We start from the raw sequence: 19,277 nt of genomic DNA, 5'->3' as shown, positions 1-19,277 counted from the left end.
AGCCGGACAGCGGCGCCGGACTTCGGGGACATGCCAATTTGCAAGACTGGACGTCCTGGACGTAGGAGCGGTTGGAGTTGAACGCGGAGGGCGGGGGTGGGCTGCCCGACGCGGGAGCCGGCGAGGACCCGGGGTGAACCGGTGGACGATGGGGCGCTTGCCGCCAGCCTTGGCCGACTCGCCGACGTAGCCGTTGTATCCGCGGATCGCGCCCTGCATGAGTTGCGTGACGGTGAAGGCGAGTATTGTCGCGACGGGATTTCGGCCGAGGTCAGGGGCGAAGCGCGGGTTTGTGCGCGGCCCGGAGGAGTCGATGCAGCGATGACGGCAGGGCGAGCGATGCCCACACAGGACGACGTGCTCGGATACTTCAGCACGCTATCGAACTGGGGACGGTGGGGCGACGACGACGAGCTCGGCACTCTGAACCACATCACCGACGATGTCCGGCTGGCGGCGGCGCAGGCCGTGCGCCACGGCAGAAGCGTGTCGTGCGCATGGGAGGTCGCCGTACCGGAGGATATGGAGCGGTCGACGACGACGTGCCCGTGCGCCGCCGACATGCCGGGTGCCGAGAACATGCCGTCCGGATTCCACAACGACCGGCGCTGGGGCTTTTCGTCCGAGCGGCTCGGCATCATGTTCCACGGCAACACAATCACCCACGTCGACTCGCCGTGCCACATCTTCTGGGAAGGCACAATGTACAACGGGCGGTCGCACTCGTTGGTCGACGCCGCAACGGGATCGGCGTGGGCGGCCGTCACGGCGGCGGCGAACGGGATCGTCACGCGCGGTGTCCTGCTGGACGTTGCGAGAGTCCGCGATGTGCCATGGTTGGAGCCCGGACAGGGCGTGCTTCCCGAGGATCTGGAAGAGGCCGAACGTCGCCAGGGCGTGCGGGTGCGATCCGGTGACGCGGTACTCCTGCGGACCGGCTATGGCCGCGTCCGGCACGAGGCCGGTGACACCGGCGGTTTCACCCAGGCCGGCTGGCACGCGTCCTGCCTGCCGTGGCTGCATGAACGAGAGGTCGCGCTGATCGGCGCTGACACCCCCCAGGACGTTCAGCCGTCGGGGTACGAAGACGTGTTGATGCCGGTTCACGCCGTGAGCCTCGTCGCGATGGGTCTGTGGCTGCTCGACAACTGCGACCTGGAGGCGTGCGCGACGACGGCCGCCGAGCTCGGCCAGTGGGACTTCCACCTCGCAGTCGCACCGGTCCGCTTCGCCGGTACGTCCGGCAGCCCGGTCAACCCGATCGCAACATTCTGACCGCGAGACTCGCACAGCGTCCGCCCCTGAAGTCGGCCAGCCGCAGGTGAGAGCCTTCAACAGTCCCCGCTGTTCACACATCCCCTAACACCAGGGCCAATTGGTCATGGCGATTGGGTGAGCAGACGACTGGCGATGGGAGCGTATGCCGATGGCATGGCCAGATACCCCCCAGGGCGGCGAGACGACCGACGCGGGCCATCGGAGCCGTGAACAGGTGAGAACGCAGGCCGCGCAATGGTTCGATGAGAGCCGGCCCAGCGCATGGATCGCCGTAGAGCAGCGTCAGGTGGCGCCGGGCCTAGCGGCAGGCGGGGCCGAGACGCTGCGTCTCAGGGGCTTCCGTAGGAGCGGTCAGGTCATGGCCCCTGTCGGGCAGTGCCCCTGAGATCCACAGGATCGCCCCGTCCGGACCGACGATCACCTGCACCTTCATCCCGTACAGCCGATGCCTGCCGGAGAAGTACGGCCGGTCAGCCCGCACCCGGTCGGTGTTAATGAGCGCGCCGTCCAGCACCAGATGGGCCAACCCGTCCTTGGTGGCCTTCCGCAACGCCCGCGCGAGCGCGGACGAGCGGCCCACAGCAGCATTCAACGCATAGGCAGAAGGTACTCGAGCGGCGTGCATCCGCCTGAACCCGTCTCCGAGCGGAAAAAATGAATACCCCTGACCGTGTTTCTGCTGTTCAGGGGCTTGGCGGTGGGCAGGGGCGGGGTCGAACCGCCGACCTTCCGCTTTTCAGGTCACAGCGTCCGAGCGCTGTACTGACCTGCGAAAACCCAGGTCGCCCACGAGCGAGAACTCGATAAGCGGATTGTGTTCCCCTTCAAGCTACCACGCTGTGCTACCAGGAGACTACCTAATGCTCCAGGCGACTACGCCTGCCTGCTCTGCGTGTCTACAACATCCACTTCAGGCTCACCTGAGCAGCGTAGGGCCTGAGGTGGGCCAGGTGCCCAGCTACCTCAGCGGATGATCTGCCGAGATGGCACGGCAAGGAATCTCAGCAATTGGTGGCCCTTCACAGCCGAGCGCGGTGCGGTCCCGCGCCCGTCTTCGCTAGTCATCATCGCGGGGGCGCTCCGTACCACTGACGCTATGGCGGGGTTGCGCGCCCGGCCGGGCTTGCTCCCCATGTTCTGTCGGCCGTCGGTCGTCATGGCGTGGGCGTTCCTGCTTCTCCCATTGGGGAGTAGCAGTCGAGCCGTGACCGCGCTCTTCCGCCGCGGCGGCGCGTTCTGTTTCCACCCGTCCTGCCTCGGCTCGCCGTGCCTCTCGCAGGCCCACCACCAGGAAGCGCCCCAGGGCCACCGCGGCCAGCATGATGATGATGGCGCCGAGGCCTTGAAAGAACGAAAGCCGTTCTGCAATCTGACGCGCCTCGCCACCGAGCGGCGACCCGACGTCGGCGTTCCACAGGGGGGCGATCGTGGTGCCCACGACGAACCACAGGCCGCCGAGGGCGGCCAGCCAGGAACCGAACACCGCGACCGGGCGGTTGGCGCTGGCCAGCAGGAGCAGTCCGCCCAAGAACACAGCGATCGCCGGAAGGATGGACAGTACCAGGCGGTCGGAGTTGTACACCCACGCGTCGCCCGACCCGAACCCGAAATCGAAGTAGGGACCGACGAACGGAATGAAGCCGCCCCACAGCGCCAGCAGCATCAGCAGCAGGCCGCTGAGCAGGCCCCGGCTGCGGGGGGTTCTCAGCATCCTGGTCATGCGAGTGCGCGACATGCTCTTGGTCCCAGTCATAGGAACCCTCCCCGACTAGGTCGATTGTCGGCCTACCCGGTGTGCCGTTGCTCAACCGATCCGATTGCGCAAAAACTGGGTCACGGCGCCGCAGGTGGGGCGGTCAACGAAGGCGGCGCAGCCGCGGATCGGTGAAGGTCGTGGCCCAGCCGGACGGCGGGCGGCCGCCCGTCCGGCGGCGCGGTCCACGGCGCTTCGGCGGCCCGATCGGTCGATCCGCGGTGGCGGTTGGTGCTCATCGAGCCTCTTCCCGGACTGGTCGGGCCCTGCCTCGTGGTCGGGTGGTGGCGCAGGATCCGCAGGGATGCGGCGACAAGTGGTCCGGCTCCAGACCCTGGGTTCCTTGGCATTGAGGAGCTCGTGCCGGGCGACTCTCGCACTTCCGTCACAGACGACCGGCTCGGAGGCTTGCTTTGATCACCCGGGCCATCCGGCCGATCGCCAGGGGTTGGGCCGTGGCCGGCGGAGTGGTAGCGGGTTCGGCGGTTTCGTTGGGCGGCCGTGGCCAGGGCCAGTGGTCATCGGTGGCGGTGATGACCCCTTTTGCGGATCGGCTGTTTCCCGCCTGACGCGGGCGGGATTGGCTTAGGCGAACGAGCGGCCCGTTCCCGCGTTCCCGCGGAACATACGTGGCCCCTGCCTCGACCGGTTCGGGAGACCGTTGCCTGGCAGCCATCGATTCAAGGTTCGTCTAGGAGTTCGGTCATGGGCATCATCGCCTGGATCATTCTCGGCCTGGTGGCCGGTGTGATCGCCAAAGCACTGGTCCCCGGCAGGGACCCCCAAGGTCTGATCATCACCACCCTGATCGGCGTCGCCGGAGCATTATTGGGAGGTTTCCTGGCCACCCGGTTGTTCAATGTCGACGGCGTTCAGGGATTCTTCAACCTGTCCACCTGGATCACCGCCATCGCCGGATCCGCGCTCCTCCTGCTCGCTTACCACCTCATCACCTCACGCGGCGGCCGGCGCCGGGACGGTGGGCGCGGGGACGGGCGGGGGCCCGGCGGCCGCTCGGGCAACTGGGCGGGCCGCAGATGACACGGTTCAGGGAGCAACGGTGGATCATGTCGGCCTGGTCACCCATGGGTCCACGTTTCGGCCCCCGGCAGCGCTGTGCGTGATGCCTGTCGCCGGCGGAATCGCCGTCCTGACGGTCGGGGCGATCTTCGCTTTCGCCCCGACCGGGCCGATGCGCGGCCTCGATCCGCACGTCGTGGGCGCCGTCTTCATGTGCGCCGGCCTCGTCATGCTCCTGCCGCGGATATATGGCGGGTCACGCCCGAAGCGATGGGCCGCCCGCAGCCGCCAGGACGTCATCGACGAGCACGGCGAGCCGGAATACGCCAAACCAGCGCGCGCCGCGGACGTCAGATCCAAGGTCAAGCGAGCGGACGGCGCCCCGGCCCGCTGCGCCACCGGCGGCAGGACACCGCTTGCGGCGAGGCCCTGTCCGCCTCCTGTCCGATGCCTGCCCGTCTGACCCAGGTGACTCACCGCATCGGGTCCTTCGCAGATGGGACCCGCCGTGGCGGCGCGGTCCCCGCGGTCCGAGTCGGCCGGCGGCAACCGCCCGGTCATCGGTCGAGTGATGGCCCCTTTGTGCATCGGCCGTCTCATTCCCGAGCGCGGGCGGTGGCCGATCTCTCCGGGTCGTCCGTCGATCCGGCGCTGCGGCGGTGCGTGATGCCCGCCGCCGGCGGAATCACCGTCGTCGGCGCCGGTCCGAGGTTTCACCGGCGGCATACGCGGCTGGGCACGGCAAGACAGGAGTGGTGCATCATGGAGCCGCTGCGGCCCGGCGACCCGGCACGGCTCGGCGGCTTTCGGATCCTCGGGCGGCTGGGCGAGGGCGGTCAGGGCGTGGTCTATCTCGGCGAGAGCGGCGATGGGGAGCCGGTCGCCGTCAAGGTGATGCATCGAGGCGATGACGAGCGGGCGCGGGCGAGGTTCGTCCGCGAGGCCGCCACGGCACGTCGCGTGGCGGGTTTCTGCACCGCCGCCGTGCTGGCCGCCGAGGTGGACGGTGAGCGTCCCTTCATCGTGTCCGAGTACATCGCCGGCCCCTCGTTGCGGGACCTGGTCAGCCGGTACGGTCCGCGCCTCGGTGGTGAGCTGCACCGGCTGGCGCTGGGCACGGCCACCGCCCTGGCGGCCGTTCATCATGCCGGCATCGTGCACCGCGACTTCAAGCCGTCCAACGTGCTGATCGGCCCGGACGGGCCCCGCGTGATCGACTTCGGGATCGCGCGGGCGCTGGAGGCGAGCACGAGCGCCACCAGCCAGGTCATCGGCACACCCTCCTATATGGCCCCCGAGCAGTTCTACGGTGAACGCGCCGGACCGGCGGCCGACATGTTCGCCTGGGCCAGCACGATGGCCTACACGGCGAACGGATCACCCGCGTTCGGCGATGACACGATCCCGGCCGTGATGCGACGGATCCTCAACGAGGATCCCGACCTCGGCCGGCTGACGGGACGGCTGCGCGACCTGGCGGCCGCGTGCCTGGCCAAGGACCCGGCCCAGCGACCCAATGCCGGTCAAGTGATGTGCGAGTTGTTGTCGGGCACCGGCGGTTTCAGGCACGCGTTCACACCCGGATGAAGGCCCGGTGGGCGTCGCCGCATACCGCCCCGTGGACGAGCCGCGGAGCGGCTCAGAGGGCGAAGACCCGGTCCGGCACCTGGTGGTACTGCCGCAGGCCGATCCGGAGCCGCTCGGTATCACCGCTGGAGACCCGTGCCAGGCGCGCCCGCGGTCGTGGAGCGCGCTCGCCGGCGGGCTCACTGCTTCGTCATCCGGCTCGCGCGCCCGGCGGAGAACCTCGTGAGGCCGTCGACGAAGGCGGCCTCCACGCCATGCCGTCGTCTTCGGTCATGGCTCTCGGTCGTCCTCGGGGTGATCGGCGGCCTCTGGACGCCGCGGATCGTCCTTCACCCCGGCAGTGGACGGTTCCGTACCGTCGGTGCCGTCGTCGAGCAATTCCTCGAAGAGCGTCCGGTAGTGCATCGTGGCCTGCCGGAGTTCCCCGATCGGGACCCTCTTCACCGCCGCGCGGGCGTTGATCCGATGGGCGCTCCGGTAGTGATCCAGTATGCGGGAATGCCTGACCGACAGGTCGGCGACCCGCTGCTCATAATCCTGGGTTCCGTATCCGCGGTCGGCCATCACGCGCCTCATGAGTTGGTCGGCGCCGGACAGCGCATCCTCGGGGACGTCCAGGAACCGTTCCTGCACGTGGGTCCACTCGGCCTGGTAAGCGTGGCGGGCCGCCGGGTCCAGGGGACGGAGACCCAAGCGCTCGACGCGGCTTCGCCTGCCCACCAACTGGCGCTCGGCCTCACGCCGGTTTCCGACGGCCACAACGGTGCGGTCGTACTCCGGACCGAATTGCCTGCGGAGGCTTTCGCGCCGCCGCATCGCCAACGCGACCAGCGCCATCACCGCGACGATCAGTACGATGACGGCGACGAATGCCAGCGGGACGGTCATGTGATCTGCCTGCCCTTCCGAAACACACCGGACTGATCCCCGCGGGCCTGAATGTCGGCGACGTTCGCTGCTCATGACGCCGGTAAGTGTCCCCTTCCGGGTTGTTCGAGGTCCAAAAGCATCCGGGGCCGCCCGTGTGCCTTTCCACAGGCGGCCCCGGAGATCCGGCCGGTCCCCACCAGCGGCGGATCACTGTCCAGTGAAGATGATCGCCCGATCGATGGCTACGAGGTAATCGAGCACGGCTCATCTCTTTCAGAGCTTGCCGGGGATTTGCTCGTTCCGCGTGCTCTCCTCCTGCATATCTGAGGGCCGTTCAGGCGGCCACGATGCGAGTCCGCGCGATGATGAACCGCCACGACCCGAATACGGCGGTGACCGCGTCGGCCGGCCGCTCCGCGTGGGTGCACTGTTCGAAACGGCGCCGGTCAGCCGGTTGTCTGGTGTGCGGTGGTCAGCCAGCCGAGTCGTTCGGAGAGGTTGCGGGCGCAGGTGACGATGGCGCGTACGTGGTCGGAGTCGTCGGCTGCGCGCCACAGGATCGACCAGGGGTAGGAGGAGGCCGGTTGGGTGAGTGGGCGCCAGATGGTGCCGGGGAGGGCGGAGATGCAGGAGGAGGGCACGCAGTACAGGCAGCGGCCTCGTGCGACCAGGGTGGAGGCGGCGCGGATGCTGTCGACGGTGCCCTGGTGCACGGTCGGGGTGAAGCCGGCGGCCCGGCACATCTCGACGGTGAACTGGTTGAACTCCGGTGCCTTCATCTCCTCGGCCAGCAGCAGCGGTTCACGGGTCAGGGCCTCGACCGGCACGGCGTCCAGGTCGGCGAAGCGGTGCCCGCGGGGTACCAGGACGCCGAGGCGGTCCTGGCGGAACAGGTGGGAGGCGATCCCGCTGGGTGCCAGTGCGGCGCGGCCGATGCCCACGTCCAGGCGCCCGTCGGCCAGTTGCTGGTATTGCTCGGGGACCCCGGCCTCCACCTGGTGGATCACCAGATCCGGGTAGAGCGCCTGGGCCTCGTGCAGGATCTGTGGCATCGAGTCGTAGCTGGCGTCGACGATGCCCACCCGCAGTGCCGGGGAGGTGCCCTGGGCGGTCCGGGCGACCTGGGCGGCGCGCTCCACGAGAGCCAGGATCCGCCGTGCTTCGACCAGGAAGGCCGCGCCTGCGGGGGTGAGGGCGACGTAATGGGTGGTGCGCTCCAGCAGGCGCACGCCCAGCTCCCGTTCCAGCCGCTGTATCTGCTGGCTCAGCGCCGACTGCACGATGTGCTCGCGGGCCGCCGCGCGGCCGAAGTTGAGCTCCTCGGAAACGGCGACGAAGTAGCGGAGCTGGCGCAGTTCCACATCTCCCACTTTCTGAGCTGGAACAGCGAGACCTGCTGCAACAGCAGCCTACATCGCGGTGCGGCCTGCGAGAGGTCTGCTGCTCCAGCGCCGATACCCGCCTCGCGCAGATCCTCACGTCGTCACGGCCGTCAGTTATCGCCGCTACTGATGACTCTTGCCTGCATTGCCCGGTTCGATCGAGTGGAAGGTCGAGCTCAACTGGTAGTGGGCGCCTTCCACGCGCCTAAGCCAGCCGGTGGCGGTCGAGACGGTCGTCCCTCATCGGGAGGTCATCTACTTGGAGTTGAAGACCATGGCAACGATCGTGCCCGCGGTTCATTCCGGCGAACCTGTTGTTCCTCGCCGCGGGTGGGCCGCATTCGTTCTGATCAGCCCGTCCCGGTGGCGGCTTCTGGTGGCTGCGTTCCCGGCCGCCGCGTTCACCCGGGCCCCGTTCACCCGGGCCCCGTTCGTCGCGTTCTGGGGGTCGGCGGTTGCCCGGGCCCGTGGGCGTCCTCCTGCGTCACCCGCACCTGGGCGGCGGTCCCCCGCGCCCCGAACCGGAGTGCTGATCCAGCGGCGCCGCGGCGCGGCGCTCGGAGAAGGAGGCTCTCGATGAACCACGAGATGAGAGTCCACGCCATGACCTCGCGCGTACCCACCAGCCCGAACGGATCGGCACCCCGCTGTGAACACGTCGAGGGTCTGACACCCGTCACTCCCCGATCGCGCGGCTGCACGGCATGCGAAGGTGGAGGCGGCAGGTGGACGGCACTACGGATCTGCCTGACGTGCGGCTGGGTGGCCTGCTCCGACGACTCGCCCCGCCGGCACGCCCGTGCGCACTACCAGGAGACCGACCATCCGCTCGCCGCCGCCATCGAACCGAGATCCACCTGGAGATGGTGCTACGTCCACGAACGTCTCGTCTGACGCCCTCGATACCGGGAGTTATCGTCCGTGCCGGAGGGGCACATAGGTGGTTGTGGGGGAACTGAGCGATCCGGGGGACGCCGTTGATCGCAGTGAAGGCTTCGGTGAGCGGCTGCTGGGGCAGTTGCTGGACCGGGCGCACGAGATGCCGCCGCAGCTCATGGCGCCGGCGGTGGCCGAGGAAGTGCGCGTGATCGGCGGCCGTGACGTCTCGATCCTGTTGCAGGACTACGCCCAGCTCGCGCTGGTGCCGCTGCCGGGCCGGGGCCTCAGCGATGGTGTGCCGCTTCCTCTTGAAGGCTCCTTGGCGGGGCGCGCGTTCCTGTCGGAGAGCGTCGTCGAGCACCCGTGGACCGGCGGTGTGCGGATATTCCTGCCGCTGCTGGACGGTAGCGATGAGATCGGCGTGATGTCCCTGACCCTCGACAGCGTCAACGATGACGACCGGCGGCTGCTGCGCCGGCTCGCGGGCCTGGTCGCCGACATGCTGGTGACCAAGAACAGCTACACCGACCAGTTCCTGCGGACGCGGCGACGTGAGCCGATGAGCGTGCCCGCGGAGATCCAATGGTCACTGCTGCCCCCGCTCACCATGACGACACCGCAGGTCGCCGTCGCCGGGATCCTGGAACCCGCCTACGACGTCGCCGGAGACAGCCTCGACTACGCTCTCAACGGCGACGTCCTGCACTTGGCCGTGATCGACGCGATGGGGCACGGCTTGAACGCCGCGGTACTGGCCACCGTCGCCGTGGGCGCCTACCGGCACGCCAGGCGCGCCGACGCCAACCTCGCCGAACTGTACGCCTTCATGGACACCGCCATCGACGAGCAGTTCGGTCCCGACCACTTCCTCACCGCACAGATGATGCGCCTCAATATCGGGACGGGTCACCTGGAATGGGTCAACGCCGGACACCCGGCGCCCATGCTGATCCGTGACCACAAGGTCATCGGCCCGCTGGAAGGCTCCGGCACGCTGCCCGTCGGTTTCGGCGGCTCGACGCCCGTGGTCAACAACGAACGGCTTTGCTCAGGCGACCGTGTCCTCGCCTACACCGACGGCCTCATCGAAGAGCACACCACCGGCGGAGAGCAGTTCGGCGAGGAACGCCTGATCGCCACCATCGAACGCGTCGGCCCCGCCAGCGTGACCGTTCAGCAGATGGTGCGGCAGCTCTCTCACACGCTCATGCGGGAAAGAGGCGGGATCACCAGCGACGACGCCACCCTCTTCCTCATCGAATGGCGCGGCGGCTCCGCCGACCATCTCACCAAACCGCTCCTGTGACCGCGAGACGCCAGGCCGGGGCGGTCAGGTACCCCCAGGCAATCCGGGACGCTCGTGCGAGGTCCCGCCCGGTCCCGGAAAGATGATCACCGACGACTGATGATGGGGCTCACCGGTGCCCATGGCATTCGCGGTGGCGATCGTGGTCGCACCGCTTTTGGAGTTCCCGGCGTGACCGCGGTCACGCGGCGAGTTCAGGGCGGAGCCCTTGGGCGGGGTGGACGGTGAGCACGCGGTCCAGCCCGGTGGCGCGGAGCAGCGCGTCGACCTGCGGGCCGGGGGCGGCCAGGCGCAGGGCGATGCCGAGTCCGGCGGCGCGCCGCCGGGTGCCGACGAGCACGGCCAGACCGGCCGCGTCGGCGGAGATCACCTCCCCCAGGTCGAGGATCAGCAGGCGGCCGCTGTGCCGCAACGCGCCGATCAGGTGCTCGCGCAGTGCCGGCGCGGCGGCGCCGTCCAAGGCGCCGGACAACGCGACGATGGTGTGACCGGGACGCCGGTGAGCTAGCATCCGCACTTCGTCGGGCGCCCGGACCAGGTCCGTGGTGGTGGAGGACATGGTCATGATGATCTCCGCTCGCTGTCGGGTCGTGTCATGAGGACTTCTCGCAGTCGCCCGCCCTCGGATTCCCAGGCGCTCTCGGAGCCTGCCTGGGCGTCGGCGTGGTCGGTCCGTTCGGGTGGTGCGGTGAGGGCGGCCAGCAGGTCCGGAGTGTGAAGGTGGTTGGCGGGGTGGGATGCCAGTTCCATGGCCGCCTCGGCTTCGGCCTGGGTCCTGGAGGCCGGGACGGTGAACAGATCGACGCGCCGCCCGTCGGCGTGGATCGCGGTGAGGAGCCCGGCGGGGAGGGAGTCGAACCAGCTCAGCCGTACCACCTGGGCGTCGTCCGGACCGTCGATGCGCAGCCGGCGTGGACGATCGTCCCAGTCGGCCACGCGCAGCAGAACGTGGGTGATGGGGCGGTGGTCGTCGATGGGACCGTGGTCTTGCAGGGCCAGGATCAGCCCGGGCAATTCCGCGGCCGGGTTGGTCGAGCGGGGCCACCAGGCGCCGTCCAGTGCCGTCCGCGCCGACCCGGGGGATGCCTCGGGACGCAGTCGCAGCCGTGGAGCCGAGGGTGCTGACAAGCTGATCGTTGTGCGGCGTTCGGCAGTGGTCCACATGGTGGGCGCCTTTCCTGACAGCTTCGATTGATGTGGCGGCCGCTTTCTCAAAGGAGACCCGCACATCGCGGGTGTTTCTCACCACGACCACCATGAAGACCGTCAAGACGGCCGCCATGGCCCGCGGCCCGGCCATGCCTGGTACGGGCCGCCGTCACCGCCCGCGGCGCGGGTCGGGTCTGGTGTTGCCCGGGAGGTCGAAACCGAGCTGGAATGCCGAATCGGTGCGCCCGCTGATGCGAGGCTCGTGCGATGTCGGCATGACTCCCCGCTCGGGGGTGAGCCGGCGTGGTGGATCACCCTCAGAACGGGGATGTCGTCATCGGCCGGATAATTAGAGTGTACTCGAATAACGGCCGATTCTCCTACATGCAGAAATCATTTCTGGGAGATTTTCGGAGCGGGGAAGACGATTCACTGTTTGTCGGCGTTGGTCATCAGCGCAAGTGATGACGTGCGCACGGATTCGCTGTGGCCATAAGCGGTGTTCCGGGGTTGAGTAGGAGGTGGCCAGTCACAGCTGGGGGCTGCGCCGGATAATCCAGGGTCGTCCACTCCTCCCCGAGCCGGACGGCCCTGGACCGGCGGCCGCCAGAAGCGAGGCACCATGACCGTCACTAGACCGGACCGAGGCTCCGGCGTATCCAAGATCGGCACACTGGAGTCGGTCTATGTCGGCACCGGCACCGATGAACTCGCCACGGCCGCCATGCGGATCAGCCTGCCCACTCGTCACCGGCTGACGTTCGTCCCGCTGGACCGGGGGGACCTGCGGGCCCGGCCACGTGCGTGTCGCCCATGAAAGTTCGCTGATCAAGCACCGGCCGCCGATCGGCACAGATGACGTCCTGCCCACCGAAGACGAGGGAAAACGTCTTCCGACACTACGGCCTGGACCATCGGCCCGGCGCAGGCGGCGAACGCCGGCTCGCCCGCCACTGACCGCTCCGCACCCGACCGAACGGGCATCATGATCCTCCTCTTCCTCCTAACCGTCATCGCCGCGCTGGTCCTGGTCATCCTCGGCATCCTCGTCCGCGGGCTGTTCTACCTGCTCGTCATCGGCGCCGTCGTCCTCATCGCCGACGCGGCTCTCCTGGCCCTGCGGTCGGCCCGGCGGCGGCGCCCGGCCCGCTGACGAGCCCGCGGAGGGGCCGACGGGCCCGCGGGGGCCGACCTGTCCGTCCCGGGGTCGTCGCCTGCGGACGGTCGACGTCAATGTTCTCGAACTCTTGTGGCGTCCGGCCTACGAGGCGCAGCCGCACCGGTCCGAGGAGGAACGCGTCGGCCCCTGCATGCCAGACCAGCACTGTGGCGAGGGTTCCCGTCCGGACTCGCGCGACGGTGAGCGGCCGGCCGGACAGCACGACTTTGACTGCGTCTGCCACCACGATGGCCGCACACCGGCACCGCAGACGCCACCGGACGCGGTCACCGCCGACAGCAAGGCAGTCGCCGGGGATCGCCCCATCGTGGGCCGGTCAGATTCCGGCGGGTTCCAGCGCCGGCGGGAGAGGATGCCGAAGCGCCTGGGGCAGGGTCGGGTAGGTCCGAAGGCCGTGCTCCAGGGCGGTGTCGTCCAGGATCCTCGCAACATGCGAGCGAGGGGCGGCCAGACGCATCGAGACGCCCAGGGCCAGAGCGCGGTGCCAAGCGCTGATCAGAGCGGAAATCCCGGCCGCATCACAGGACCACAATTTCGACAGGTCCAGCACCAGCATCTTCTGCCCGGGGTGCAGCAGCGCCACCAGCCCGTTGCGCAGCGCGGGCGCGGTCACCAGGTCGAGATCGCCTCGCAGGGCGGCGACGGTGTACGAGGGCCGGCGCACGACCGACAGCACGACCTGCGGATAAAAGTCGGTATGGCCTTGAGTCCTATACGAGGTGTTCACGATGTCGCTCCGATCACGCTGCGGATCACGTGCAGGCGGTCGGCAGCGCGTTGACCAGCGGACTCGCCTAAAATGCACATTACGCCGCATTTCGCCTGTCCGAGGGCAACGGTGCGCAAAGTTGCCCGAGTGCGGTGCGCCCCAAACGATCCCGCACTGGACCAGTGGATCACCGTCCCGGCCGACCGCGCGACCACGATGTGGAGGCGGTTGCTTCCCGCATGCTCGCCCGGCGTGAATCACCGGCGGTGTCCCATACGTGACAGAGACCTGGCGTGTCCGATCGGCCCGACACCAGGCGGTGACTTCATGTGTTCATTCGACTACGTTCATTCGTGACGGTCGGCGCGGGATCCGCGGCCGACCGCCGATCGCGGCCGTCCCCCTGGTGCCAGCGCATCGTCCAACCTTGAGGGCGGCTCGCACCGGATCGAGAGGAGCACGATGTCCGTCTTCCAGACCGGCCAGATCCCCCACGGATTCGCCTTCACCGAGAACGGCGCGCTCATCCACTACAAGTACGCCATCGTCCTGGCCATCCCCCAGGCCAACCAGGGCAACTGGCTGGGAGACGGCTACGTCAGCTTCGGCAGCGACTTCGCCGACATCCGGCTCAGGATCGCCGTCCACAACGGCAGTAGCTGGACCAGCGTCAAGACCATCACCGTCACCAGCAGCGGCCTGCGCGTCGGCGAGCAGCTCCCCGCCGGAGCCCAGAAGGTCAGCGTCGGCCGCGCCAAGGCCGGCGCCAACGACACCGCCGATGACGTCCCCGCGAGCTGGCTCCTGGAATACCAGACCTGACCCCGTTCCGCCCCAGCCGGCCCGAGAGAAGGGCGGGCGCTGGGACCGGTGCCCCAAAGGCTCCCCGTCCGGTCACCGCGCCCGCCCGGCCCGAACACCAGAGCCGCGAACCCGACTGTGAGCGCGCCCGTACCCGCCGATGCCGGTCCCGAGAATGCCGCTCACGAGTTCGCGCGTGCTCATCACGGGATCGCGATGAGATGTGCTCATGATGAACGCCGCCCGATCACTGACCGGCACTTTCCCCGTCTGCTCACCAGTACCCGGTGGCCACCGACCCGCACTCGATCTGTCCGCCAAGCGCCGATCTCGTGAGCGACCATTCCACCGGCTACCTCATCGACGTCGCCCTCGCCGTGGTGGGCGTCATCATCGCGGTACTTCTTGAGCGGAAAACGACTGCGGATACCGCGCGACCGACCCGACATCACAAACTTGGCCGTCTCACATCAGCAAAGTCATGCGACGGCGGGCGGTTGGCGACGTTGCCAAGTCAACGTACAGGCGGAAGGTGTTCGAGCGGTGTACATCCGCCTATGACGTTCTCCGGAACGGGAACGAGGCTATCTCTGACCGCGTTTTCGCTGGCCAGGGGCATTGGTGGTGGGCAGGGGCGGGGTCGAACCGCCGACCTTCCGCTTTTCAGCTATGGCAACACCCCCACCGGTGAAGCATCGACCGAGGCTGACCGGCTGCCGACGCGCGCCCGTGGCCGGCGCGGATGCCTGCTGTTGCTGTCACCGCGGCTGTCACCGCTGTTGTCAGCCGCGTCAGGCGACCTTGATGGAGTGGGGACCGACGCTGACGGTGATGTCCACGTGTCCGCCGAGTGCGGTGGCGTAGGCACGGAGCGTCTCCAACTCCATGGCCTCGATGTCGCCGTTCTCGATCTGCGAGACCCGGGATTGTGAGACGCCCAGGATCTGGGCGACCTCGGCCTGTGTCTTGCCGATGGCCTTGCGGAGTTCCTTGAGATGGTGGCCGGCGACGTAGGCATCCAGTTCGGCGCGTGCCCGACCCTGGCGTTCGGGGTCGGCCAGTTCGGGGTTGCGACGGTGCGCTTCGGCCTTGATGTCCTGCCAGCGGCGTGGGGCGCTCACCGTCCGGCCTCCTTGTCCTTCGCGGCCCGGTACTCGGCGTAGCGGGCTTCGGTCAGTGGGATGGCCTGGTCGTACCAGCGTGACCACTGTCCGGCTATGTCTCCGGCCACAAGGAAGATCGCGCAATCTGGTCATCTGGCTCCGATCGGACGGCGAGCCAGTGGAGCACGTCGGCCGGACACTGCCCGGCATGTTGTCTGATCCACCAACCGGTGGTAGCGTAGCGGTAGTTGCAGTTGTGGTTCCCATGAGCTTATGTGCGCCTGCTGGTACTCACCTCAGGCGCATTTTTTGTTTCCCCGGTAGTCCGTCCGGATGGGGTCATTACGGCGACGCGTGGCTCGCAGAGTGTGGGCTCCGTAATTGCCTTTCGGAAGGGACGAATATGACCACCGGCACCGTGAAGTGGTTCAACGCGGAAAAGGGCTTCGGCTTCATCGAGCAGGACGGCGGCGGCAGCGACGTCTTCGCCCACTACTCCAACATCGCCGCCCAGGGCTTCCGTGAGCTCCAGGAGGGCCAGAAGGTCCAGTTCGACATCACGCAGGGCCAGAAGGGCCTGCAAGCGGAGAACATCGTTCCCGCCTGAGAACCGAACAGTGCGGTGCCGGGCCCACACCTGAGCCCGGCACCCCACCTGCCGGCAGGAAACGATCTTCCTGTCGATGCCCGCGTCTGATCCTTCAGGGGTGTAGCCCTTCTACGGCGTTCCGCCATACGGCTCCCCCAAGTACTTGGCTGCGGGCTCTCGGCTGCACACCGCTCAGCCCAGAGCCCATCCTTCAGCCACCTTCCGCGGTATCACGCGACGCCCTTTTCGGCTTCGGCGTTGCTTCGCGGCTCACTTTGGTTCGTTCTTGCGATCGCTCCGGCCACGGGCTGCGGAGTCTTCCACGAAACGTGCCACATCAAGGAAGGCTCGCACATGACCCATGGCACCCGTCCGTCTCAACGCCGCTTCTCTCACTCGCCTACCAGGGCCTCGCGCCGACCGGCCGCCCGGCGGCAGAACGACTTCGCGCTTCCCGTCAGTTCCACGCCGCCGTTGCCCCCGGCCGCGTCGTTCGCCGAGTTGGAAATGCCGGCGGCCCTGCTGTCCACATTGACTCGACAGGGGATGGCGGAGCCGTTCGCCATCCAGGCCTCGACGCTTCCGGACGCGTTGAACGGCCGCGATGTCCTCGGCCGTGGACGTACCGGCTCGGGAAAGACCCTCGCCTTCGGCCTGGCGATGCTCGCCCGTAGCGCCGGTCGGCGCGCCGAGCCGCGCAAGCCGCTGGCCCTGGTACTCGTCCCGACTCGCGAACTGGCCGTGCAGGTCACCGACGCCCTCATGCCCTACGCCCAGTCGCTCAAGCTTCGGTCGGCCACCGTTGTCGGCGGCGTATCGATCTCCCGGCAGGCCGCCGCCCTCCATCGCGGCGCGGAGATCCTGGTCGCCACCCCGGGACGGCTCACGGACCTGATCAACCGGGGCGCCTGCAGCCTGGAGCACGTAGGCACCACCGTCTTGGACGAGGCTGACCAGATGGCCGACATGGGGTTCCTGCCGCAGGTCACCGCGTTGCTCGACCAGGTCGCCCCGGGCGGTCAGCGGATGCTGTTCTCCGCGACGCTGGATCGCAATGTCGACCGTCTGGTCCGGCGCTTCCTCACCGACCCGGTCGTCCACTCGGTCGATCCGTCGGCGGGAGCGGTGACCACCATGGAGCACCACCTGCTGCACGTCACGGAGGCGGACAAGCAGGATGCCACCACGCACATCGCCGCCCGCGACGGCCGCGTCATCATGTTCGTCGACATGAAGCATGCCGCCGACCGGCTGACCCGCAACCTCCTGAGCAGCGGCGTACGCGCTGCGGCACTGCACGGGGGCAAGTCGCAGCCGCAGCGCAACCGTACTCTGGAGCAGTTCCGCAACGGAGACGTCTCCGTCCTGGTCGCCACGAACGTAGCCGCGCGCGGCATCCATGTCGATGGACTGGATCTGGTCGTTAACGTCGACCCGCCCAATGACCACAAGGACTACCTGCACCGAGGCGGCCGCACTGCACGCGCAGGCGAGTCCGGCACCGTGGTCACCCTGGTGCTGCCCAGGCAGCGCCATGAGATGGATCGGATGATGGTGACGGCCGGCATCACGCCGCACTCTGCGCGGGTGCGGTCCGGTGATCCCGAACTCAACCGCATCACCGGTGCCCGACCGCCCTCCGGCATCCCCATCACCATCTCCACTCCGGCCTCCGAAGGACGGCGTGACAGCGGAGCCGGGCGCAACCGCCGTCCCGCACGAAACCGCCGCTCCCAGCGATTCGCGACAACCGAGCGCACCGGCAGATAGGCAACCGGTCGACCTCGCGGGACTTCACCGCGGGGCGTCGCGCCAAGGCGACGGCGAGGAGTCGGGGGGTGGATGGCAACGGGCCAGCCACTTCGCGGCTCAGCCGGTCGCCCATCCCTCTCGGGCAACCTGCTGCACCCCTGGGCTGGTCGTGTCACCACGATCCTGAGGCCAACTTAGGAATCAGGCGAGGCCGGCCGTCAGAGTCGCTTGGCTGCGTTCGCGACGGCTGCCCCGCTGTGATCGGTCCCGCTGCAGCGTAACCGCCATCCGAAGAGTCCCGCATCATGCTCCATGAGGCTGCCAGAAGGCCCTATAGCCGAGCAGCTTCCCATCTGGCCCGTTGCGTCGCGCTGACCGTGAGGCGCAAGGCGGACGGGTCGTTCGCTGGCGCGTTGCTGTCACAAAAGTAGGCCCCGAGACTGCCGTCTCGGGGCCTTTTGGCTGGTCAGAAGCGTGGGCAGGGGCGGGGTCGAACCGCGCCGTTCACGATGCCGTGATCGGTGGCAACGACCGGATCCGGCCTGTAACCCGTCACGATGCTTCTACGGGAGTGTCGGAAAACAATCTTGGGCTCAAGGGGTCAGTGCATCACCTTTAATGATCTTGATCATGGAGGTGTGGTGCGGGACTACGGGTTGTCGCCCGGTCAGCAGAACGAGTTGTGGCGGCAGTGGAAGCAAGGCGAGCCGATCCGCGCGATCGCCCGCAGCGTGGGGGCCGAGCAGCACCATGTGCGGCGGTTCCTGGCCCAAAGCGGAGGGGTGTGGGTCCAAGACCAGCGCCGTGCCGTCGGGCACTTGACGCTGCACGAACGGGAGGAGATCTCTCGGGGCATCGCGGCCGGGATGTCGGGTCGTGCGATCGCCCGCCGGCTGAACCGGTCGGCCTCGACGGTGGCGCGGGAGATCAGCCGCAATGGCGGCCGCGAAAGCTACCCCGCCTCGGACGCCGAGGCCCGCGCCTCTAGCGTGGCGCGACGACCCAAGCCCGCCAAGCTGACCATCCATCCGGCCCTGCGCCAGATCGTCGAGGAGCGGCTGGAATGCCGCTGGTCACCGCAGCAGATCGCCTGCTGGCTCCCGCTTGCCTACCCGCTCAGCCCGGCATGCGGGTCTCACACGAGACGATCTACATATCGCTGTTCGATCCGCGCCGGCGGGCACTGAATCGGAAACTGACCGGACGGCTGCGCACCGGGCGAACCATGCGTCATCCACGCGTCGTGCGCCGTCCCAGCGGCCGCGGGCAGATCCGGGACATGGTGCCCATCAGCCAGCGCCCCGCCGAGGTCGAGACCCGGCGCGTGCCCGGCCACTGGGAAGGTGACCTGGAGCGCCACGAAGCGCCATGCAACCGAGCGGAGGTGAAAGGACTCCGCCGCTGCGCTGTCGCAGCAGCGTAACGAAGCTGGGGGCAGGCCGATCCGGGAAACGCCGGTGAGGCTGGCAAGCAGCCGTGCCAAGCTCATGTGAGACACAAGGGGATGAAGTTCCTAGACTGACATGAGCAGGGCGAGAACAGGCACAGAGCAGAGTGACGATGGCCGACCATGATCTCCACGCGAGCGAGGGGCCGCGGGCCGGAAGGCCCAAGCGCCGGACCTTCACGGCCGCCTACAAACTCCGCATGATCGAGGAGTACGACGCGGCCGAGCACGGCGAGAAGGGCGCGCTGCTGCGCCGGGAAGGGCTGTACGACTCCAGCATCCAGTTGTGGCGCCGTCAGCGCGACAGCGGCCGGCTGACCGCCGTGGGAACGGCAAGCCCCGCGAAGAGGGCGCGGGTGCGCAGGTAGCGGTTGATGGCGCGGGCTGAGGGGTGTCCGAAGCGGACGATGCGTTGTTTGTTGCCCTTGCCGGTGACGAGGAGTTCGCGGCGCATCAGGTCCAGGTCGCTGCG

At 68.3% G+C, this 19,277-nt stretch carries 19 protein-coding genes and 1 pseudogene; 12 read left to right on the top strand and 8 right to left on the bottom strand.

What is annotated here, in order from left to right:
* Positions 1-141: 141 nt before the first annotated feature.
* Positions 142-1,275, top strand: a complete 1,134-nt coding sequence (locus E1291_RS21530) for a cyclase family protein (protein WP_242614284.1) — start codon at positions 142-144, stop codon at positions 1,273-1,275.
* A 301-nt stretch (positions 1,276-1,576) separates the two neighbouring features.
* On the opposite strand, the gene E1291_RS21525 is transcribed toward E1291_RS21530, so the two are convergent.
* Positions 1,577-1,858 carry a transposase family protein gene (locus tag E1291_RS21525; RefSeq protein ID WP_165495229.1) on the bottom strand — a complete coding sequence of 94 codons (282 nt, stop codon included), beginning with the start codon at positions 1,856-1,858 and terminating at the stop codon, positions 1,577-1,579.
* A gap of 477 nt (positions 1,859-2,335) precedes the next feature.
* Positions 2,336-2,998, bottom strand: coding sequence for a hypothetical protein (locus E1291_RS21520; protein ID WP_131739688.1), 663 nt, complete (start codon positions 2,996-2,998; stop codon positions 2,336-2,338).
* A 738-nt stretch (positions 2,999-3,736) separates the two neighbouring features.
* Between E1291_RS21520 and E1291_RS21515 the strand changes: the two genes are divergently transcribed.
* The 3 genes from E1291_RS21515 (at position 3,737) to E1291_RS21505 (ending at position 5,638) form a co-directional block, all read left to right on the top strand.
* Positions 3,737-4,072: a GlsB/YeaQ/YmgE family stress response membrane protein gene (locus tag E1291_RS21515; protein WP_131739686.1), complete on the top strand. Its 336-nt coding sequence runs from the start codon at positions 3,737-3,739 to the stop codon at positions 4,070-4,072.
* A gap of 19 nt (positions 4,073-4,091) precedes the next feature.
* The gene (locus tag E1291_RS21510) at positions 4,092-4,514 is read left to right on the top strand and encodes a hypothetical protein (RefSeq protein ID WP_131739684.1); all 423 of its coding nucleotides are present in this window, start codon (positions 4,092-4,094) and stop codon (positions 4,512-4,514) included.
* A gap of 299 nt (positions 4,515-4,813) precedes the next feature.
* Positions 4,814-5,638: a serine/threonine-protein kinase gene (locus E1291_RS21505; RefSeq protein WP_131739682.1), complete on the top strand. Its 825-nt coding sequence runs from the start codon at positions 4,814-4,816 to the stop codon at positions 5,636-5,638.
* Between the two features lie 270 nt (positions 5,639-5,908).
* Here the strand turns inward: E1291_RS21505 and E1291_RS21500 are convergent, their stop codons facing one another.
* On the bottom strand, positions 5,909-6,526 hold the full coding sequence (locus tag E1291_RS21500) for a hypothetical protein (protein WP_207400863.1): 618 nt from the start codon (positions 6,524-6,526) through the stop codon (positions 5,909-5,911).
* Positions 6,527-6,954: 428 nt separating this feature from the next.
* Complete coding sequence (locus tag E1291_RS21495) at positions 6,955-7,869, bottom strand: LysR family transcriptional regulator (RefSeq protein ID WP_207400862.1); 915 nt, start codon at positions 7,867-7,869, stop codon at positions 6,955-6,957.
* A 150-nt stretch (positions 7,870-8,019) separates the two neighbouring features.
* Here E1291_RS21495 and E1291_RS44920 point away from each other — a divergent pair, with 150 nt between their 5' ends.
* Positions 8,020-8,784 (top strand): UBP-type zinc finger domain-containing protein, encoded by a 765-nt coding sequence (locus E1291_RS44920; protein ID WP_306434474.1) that lies wholly within the window; start codon positions 8,020-8,022, stop codon positions 8,782-8,784.
* A 52-nt stretch (positions 8,785-8,836) separates the two neighbouring features.
* Complete coding sequence (locus E1291_RS21485; protein ID WP_242614283.1) at positions 8,837-10,075, top strand: PP2C family protein-serine/threonine phosphatase; 1,239 nt, start codon at positions 8,837-8,839, stop codon at positions 10,073-10,075.
* Positions 10,076-10,256: 181 nt separating this feature from the next.
* On the opposite strand, the gene E1291_RS21480 is transcribed toward E1291_RS21485, so the two are convergent.
* Positions 10,257-10,640 carry an STAS domain-containing protein gene (locus E1291_RS21480; RefSeq protein ID WP_131739677.1) on the bottom strand — a complete coding sequence of 128 codons (384 nt, stop codon included), beginning with the start codon at positions 10,638-10,640 and terminating at the stop codon, positions 10,257-10,259.
* Positions 10,637-11,203 (bottom strand): DUF5994 family protein, encoded by a 567-nt coding sequence (locus tag E1291_RS21475; protein WP_131739675.1) that lies wholly within the window; start codon positions 11,201-11,203, stop codon positions 10,637-10,639. The genes E1291_RS21480 and E1291_RS21475 overlap by 4 nt, the downstream gene beginning before the upstream one ends.
* A 643-nt stretch (positions 11,204-11,846) precedes the next feature.
* On the opposite strand from E1291_RS21475, the gene E1291_RS43340 reads away from it, so the two are divergent.
* Positions 11,847-12,041 (top strand): hypothetical protein, encoded by a 195-nt coding sequence (locus E1291_RS43340; RefSeq protein WP_207400861.1) that lies wholly within the window; start codon positions 11,847-11,849, stop codon positions 12,039-12,041.
* Between the two features lie 168 nt (positions 12,042-12,209).
* Positions 12,210-12,377, top strand: a complete 168-nt coding sequence (locus tag E1291_RS42140) for a hypothetical protein (protein ID WP_165495225.1) — start codon at positions 12,210-12,212, stop codon at positions 12,375-12,377.
* Between the two features lie 343 nt (positions 12,378-12,720).
* On the opposite strand, the gene E1291_RS21465 is transcribed toward E1291_RS42140, so the two are convergent.
* Positions 12,721-13,131, bottom strand: coding sequence for an STAS domain-containing protein (locus tag E1291_RS21465; protein WP_165495227.1), 411 nt, complete (start codon positions 13,129-13,131; stop codon positions 12,721-12,723).
* 444 nt (positions 13,132-13,575) lie between these two features.
* Between E1291_RS21465 and E1291_RS21460 the strand changes: the two genes are divergently transcribed.
* Positions 13,576-13,935: a hypothetical protein gene (locus tag E1291_RS21460; protein ID WP_131739671.1), complete on the top strand. Its 360-nt coding sequence runs from the start codon at positions 13,576-13,578 to the stop codon at positions 13,933-13,935.
* A gap of 770 nt (positions 13,936-14,705) precedes the next feature.
* On the opposite strand, the gene E1291_RS21455 is transcribed toward E1291_RS21460, so the two are convergent.
* Positions 14,706-15,035: a helix-turn-helix domain-containing protein gene (locus E1291_RS21455; RefSeq protein ID WP_131739669.1), complete on the bottom strand. Its 330-nt coding sequence runs from the start codon at positions 15,033-15,035 to the stop codon at positions 14,706-14,708.
* Between the two features lie 385 nt (positions 15,036-15,420).
* Here E1291_RS21455 and E1291_RS21445 point away from each other — a divergent pair, with 385 nt between their 5' ends.
* The 3 genes and pseudogenes from E1291_RS21445 to E1291_RS21435 all read left to right on the top strand — a co-directional run.
* On the top strand, positions 15,421-15,624 hold the full coding sequence (locus tag E1291_RS21445; RefSeq protein ID WP_089315009.1) for a cold-shock protein: 204 nt from the start codon (positions 15,421-15,423) through the stop codon (positions 15,622-15,624).
* Between the two features lie 336 nt (positions 15,625-15,960).
* Positions 15,961-17,376 carry a DEAD/DEAH box helicase gene (locus tag E1291_RS21440; RefSeq protein ID WP_131739667.1) on the top strand — a complete coding sequence of 472 codons (1,416 nt, stop codon included), beginning with the start codon at positions 15,961-15,963 and terminating at the stop codon, positions 17,374-17,376.
* Between the two features lie 623 nt (positions 17,377-17,999).
* Positions 18,000-18,709 (top strand): annotated as a pseudogene (locus tag E1291_RS21435) (IS30 family transposase); the annotation flags it as partial.
* Positions 18,710-19,277 lie beyond the last annotated feature (568 nt).

This window comes from Actinomadura roseirufa, from assembly GCF_900659635.1.
GTDB classification, from domain to species: Bacteria; Actinomycetota; Actinomycetes; order Streptosporangiales; family Streptosporangiaceae; genus Spirillospora; species Spirillospora roseirufa.
Note: the sequence above shows the minus strand (reverse complement) of the source record. Positions and strands in the feature narration are given on the sequence as shown.